This is a genomic window from Streptomyces niveiscabiei, assembly GCF_001419795.1.
GTDB classification, from domain to species: Bacteria; Actinomycetota; Actinomycetes; order Streptomycetales; family Streptomycetaceae; genus Streptomyces; species Streptomyces niveiscabiei.
Window position 1 is genome coordinate 1 of the sequence record NZ_LIRL01000924.1, and the last position, 4,263, is coordinate 4,263.

Sequence of the window (4,263 nt, forward strand, 5' to 3'; positions counted from 1 at the left end):
ACGGCGTGCGGGGACGGCGTGGCGGCGAAGCCGCCCGCCTTTCAGGCCTCCGAAACGCTCGCCGCCCCCGCGTAGTCCCGTCCGAACGCCGTCGCGTACGGTCCCGGCCTGGTCAGGGCCCTGATGCGTTCGCGGCGCAGCTCCAGTGCGAACCGGCGGTCGGCCGGGGAGCCGGGTGGGAGGTGGAGCAGGTCGAGGAGGCGGTCGGAGAAGTCCTGGGCCCACCAGGCCGCGGCGAGCCGGCGGGCCTCGTAGCCGGCGAGGGTGGTGCCGTCGCCGTGGTGGATACGGCGGATCAGCCCGTCCGCCAGGTCGGCCGCGTCGGCGACCGCGAGGTTGAGGCCCTTGGCGCCGGACGGTGTCAGGAGGTGCGCGGCGTCGCCCGCGAGGAGGACGGGGCCGGAGCGCAGCCGGCGCCGGACCCGGCCGCGCAGCCGGAGCATGCCGGTCTCGCGCAGCTGTACGGGGACGGGGTCGCCGGAGCCGGGGGCGAGCCGGAGCGCGAGCTGTTCCCGTACCCGGTCCTCGGGCCAGTCGGCGGGGCTGTCGTCGGCGGGGACCTGGAGATAGAGCCGGGCGACGTTCCCGGCGCGCGGCATCATCCCCGCGAACCCGGCCTCGTGGACGGCGTAGAGGACACCTTCGACGGGGTGGGTCATGTCGGCAAGGACGGTGAGCCAGTCGTAGGGGTAACGCCGTTGCAGGGCAAGGGAGTCGGGGAGGCTCTCGGCGACGACGCCGTGCGCGCCGTCGCAGCCGACCACGAACTCGGCGCGGACGGTACCCCGTTCGAGCCGCAGCGCCGTACCGTCCAACTCCCGTACAGGCGTGTCGAAATGGACCGGGCAGCCCATCCCCTCCAGCGTCGCGACAAGGTCGCGGACCAGCAACTGCTGGGGATACACCCAGTGTCGGTACCCCCCGGACAGCTCGCCGTAGTCGACGCGGGTCCGTTCACCGAGGCACAGGAAGTCGCACCACCCGTGCCGCTCACCCTCCTTGAGCAGCCGGTCGGCGAGCCCGTGCGCGGCGAGGAGGTCGACGACTCGATGCTCCAACAGCCCTGCCCGGGCCCGCTGTTCGACGTGCCGTCGACTCCCGCGCTCCCAGACCTCGACGTCGATCCCGGCCCGGTGCAGGAGCGCGGCGAGCACGAGCCCGGCGGGCCCCGCGCCGACGACCGCGACGCGGCCCGCGCTCATCGCAGGGCCGCCGGGACGACCGCCGGATCGAACAGCTCGGAGATCACGGCGAACGGCAGGTCCCCGTGCCACAGCAGGTACGTCTTGTACGCCGCCGGCTCCCCGCACGGCTCCCAAGGCCGCAGCCCCGCGTCCAGCAGAGAACGCCGGTAACCGGTTCCCGCCGCTTGCAGCATGGGCCCGAGCGGCGCCGACGTGTCGGCCAGGCAGCGTTCGGCGGACGGGCACAGCTCGGGCCGGGCCACCACGACGTTCCGCGAGAGCTCGCTCCCGTCGGCCCCGCCGAGCACGGAGTGCCGTACGACCCTCTCGCCGCCCCCTGCGCCGAGCAACTCCCCCGCACCCCAAGGGGTTTCGGCGGCCGGAACCCGGCGCTGCGCGGCCCGCAGCACGCCCACCTCGGCGCCCGTCCAGGCCCGCAGCAGGGTGGTGGTGAGCCCGTCGGCGCTGAGCAGCAGACGGGTGGCGGGGTGGGCGAAGCGACCGATACGGACGGCGATGTCCTCGGCGGTCCTGGCGGTGAAGGCTGCCACGGGGGCGAAGGCAGCCCCGGCAGTGAAGGCGCCCTCGGCGGTGAAGGCGGCCCCAGCAGTGGAGGCTGCCCCAACGTCGCGGGCACCCTGCTCCCCCGCCCGCTCCTCGACGTCCAACTCCTCGGTCCAGATGGGTGATTGCACCGGCACGCTTCCTCGGACGATCTTGGCAAGAACGCGCCGAAGCTAGCAGTAGAACGTTTCTGCGCAACTCGGAAGAAACGATCCGGCAGCCAGAGTCACCCGACAGGGTGAACCGGGGCGGTCCGGATACGACGATCAGATCGCCGCGTACGCCGTGAACTCGTCGTACGCGCCCTGGTCGAACAGCACGAACCGCACCTCCTCGACCCGCGTGGGGGTCTCCCGCACGGTCCGCACCGCGATGCGCGCGGCGTCGTCCATGGGCCAGCCGTAGATCCCGGCGGAGATCGCGGGGAACGCGACGGTGCGGGCGCCGAGTTGGTCGGCGACCTTGAGGGATTCGCGGTAGCAGGAGGCGAGGAGGGCGGAGCGGTCCTCGGTAGCGCTGTGGACGGGGCCGACGGTGTGGATGACCCAACGGGCGTTCAGATTCCCGGCAGTTGTGGCGACGGCCTGGCCTGTGGGCAGGCCCTTGCCGTAATGCGATGCGCGGAGGTCGCGGCAGGCGTCCAGGATCGCCGGGCCGCCCCGGCGGTGGATGGCGCCGTCGACGCCACCGCCGCCGAGCAGCGAGGAGTTCGCCGCGTTGACGATGGCGTCGACGGACTGGTCGGTGATGTCGCCCCGGACGAAGGTGAGGGTGGTCATGGGGGCGTTTCTACCAACTCGGCGCCGTCCTCACCCGCTTTTACGCGCCCCGCTCCCGACCGACAGGCCGAGCAGCAGGTCCTTGATCTCGGTCGCCGCGTACGCCTCGCGCGTCAACTCCGGCCGCGAGCACAGGAGTACGGGGCCGTGGTCGGGGTTGTCGGGGAGGCGGCCGTGGCTGCCCCGGATACCGGAGGGGTCGAGGGGCACCGTACGGATGCGGTAGCGGAAGCCGAGTTTCTTGCGGATCACCGAGCCGATGGCCCGTACCTTGACCGCCGGGACCGTCTCGTCGTACAGCAACTCGGCCGGGTCGTAACCGGGTTTGCGGTGGATCTCGACCTGGCGGGCGAAGTCGGGGGCGCGGTCGTCGTCGAGCCAGTAGTAGTACGTGAACCAGGCGTCCGGCTCGGCGACGGCGACGAGTTCGCCGGAGCGCTCGTGGGCGAGGCCGTGCTCCTTCTTGCCGGCCGCGTCCAACACCTCGTCCACGCCGTCGAGTTCGGCGAGGATCGCGGCCACGCGGTCGGTGTCGGCGGGGTCGCGGACGTAGACGTGGGCGAGTTGGTGGTCGGAGACGGCGAAGGCTCGGGAGGTCCAGGGGTCGAGGTACTCCATGCCGTCCTGGGTGTGGACTTCGAGGAGTCCGGCGGCTCGCAGGGCCCGGTTGACGTCGACGGGGCGGGAGGCGGGGGCGATGCCGTACTCGCTGAGGGCGACGACCGTCGCGCCCTCCTTCTCGAAGTGGGCGATCAACGGGCCCAGCGCGGCGTCGAGTTGGCGGGCTGCGGCGGCCGTCTGCGGGGAGTTCGGGCCGGTGCGCTGGGGTTCGTAGTCGAGGTGGGGGACGTAGACGAGGGTGAGGTCGGGCTGTTTGTCGTCGAAGATCTGCCGGGCGGCGGCCAGGATCCACTGGGTTGAGGGCAGGCCCGCGTTGGGTCCCCAGTAGGTGAACAGGGGGAAGGGGCCCAGCCGTTCGGTGAGTTCGTCGTGGAGTTCGGGCGGCCAGGTGTAGCAGTCGGGTTCCTTGCGGCCGTCGGAGTAGTAGACCGGGCGCGGGGTGACCGTCCAGTCGACGTCCGCGCCCATGGCGTACCACCAGCAGACGTTGGCGACCGTGTAGTCCGGGTTCTCCCTGCGGGCCGCCTCCCAGATCTTCTCTCCTGCGACGAGGGCGTTGTGCTGGCGCCACAGCAGGACGTCGCCGAGGTCACGGAAGTACCAGCCGTTCGCCACCGCCCCGTGCACGGACGGGAGTTCGCCCGTGAGGAACGTCGACTGGACCGTGCAGGTGACAGCGGGCAGCACCGTGTCGAGGCGGGCCCGGGAGCCGCGCTCACCGAGGGCGGCGACCGAGGGCATGTGGCGCAGCAGGTTGGGGGTGAGACCGACGATGTCGAGGACGACGAGGCGCTTCTTCATGGGCGCTCCTGCGGGTGGTCGGGATCCTTGGGCCGGGGTTGTTGTCGGCGGGCTCCTTGAGGGCCGGTCCTTCGAGGCCGAGGCCCTTGAGCACGGGGCCTTCGAGACCGAGGCCGGTCAACTGCTCGTGGGCCCGGGCGAGTTCGGCGGCGATTCCGTCGGGGGAGGTGGGTGGGGCGGGCAGGTCGGACCAGGTGTACGTCTCGACCTCGGCGTGGTCGCACAGCGCTGCCGGTCGTGCGAACAACTCGGCGAGTTGGCCGGATGTGGTGCGCAGCGGGGGCTCGGGGTCGGTGTGCAGGGGTGCGTGGAAG

Annotated in this window: 4 protein-coding genes and 1 pseudogene; all 5 read right to left on the reverse strand. The window is 72.1% G+C overall.

Features of this window, described 5'->3' with window-relative positions:
* Window positions 1-41 precede the first annotated feature (41 nt).
* A complete protein-coding gene (locus AOK24_RS37005; RefSeq protein WP_055724328.1) occupies window positions 42-1,202 on the reverse strand; it encodes an FAD-dependent monooxygenase in 1,161 nt (386 codons plus the stop codon).
* Window positions 1,199-1,879 (reverse strand): hypothetical protein, encoded by a 681-nt coding sequence (locus tag AOK24_RS37010; protein ID WP_055724329.1) that lies wholly within the window; start codon window positions 1,877-1,879, stop codon window positions 1,199-1,201. Before AOK24_RS37010 ends, AOK24_RS37005 begins: the two co-directional genes overlap by 4 nt.
* A gap of 135 nt (window positions 1,880-2,014) precedes the next feature.
* On the reverse strand, window positions 2,015-2,527 hold the full coding sequence (locus AOK24_RS37015) for an O-acetyl-ADP-ribose deacetylase (protein WP_055724330.1): 513 nt from the start codon (window positions 2,525-2,527) through the stop codon (window positions 2,015-2,017).
* Window positions 2,528-2,557: 30 nt separating this feature from the next.
* Window positions 2,558-3,949: an alkaline phosphatase family protein gene (locus AOK24_RS37020; protein WP_055724331.1), complete on the reverse strand. Its 1,392-nt coding sequence runs from the start codon at window positions 3,947-3,949 to the stop codon at window positions 2,558-2,560.
* Window positions 3,864-4,263: pseudogene (locus AOK24_RS51645) on the reverse strand (hypothetical protein); the annotation flags it as partial. The gene AOK24_RS37020 and the pseudogene AOK24_RS51645, both read right to left, overlap by 86 nt.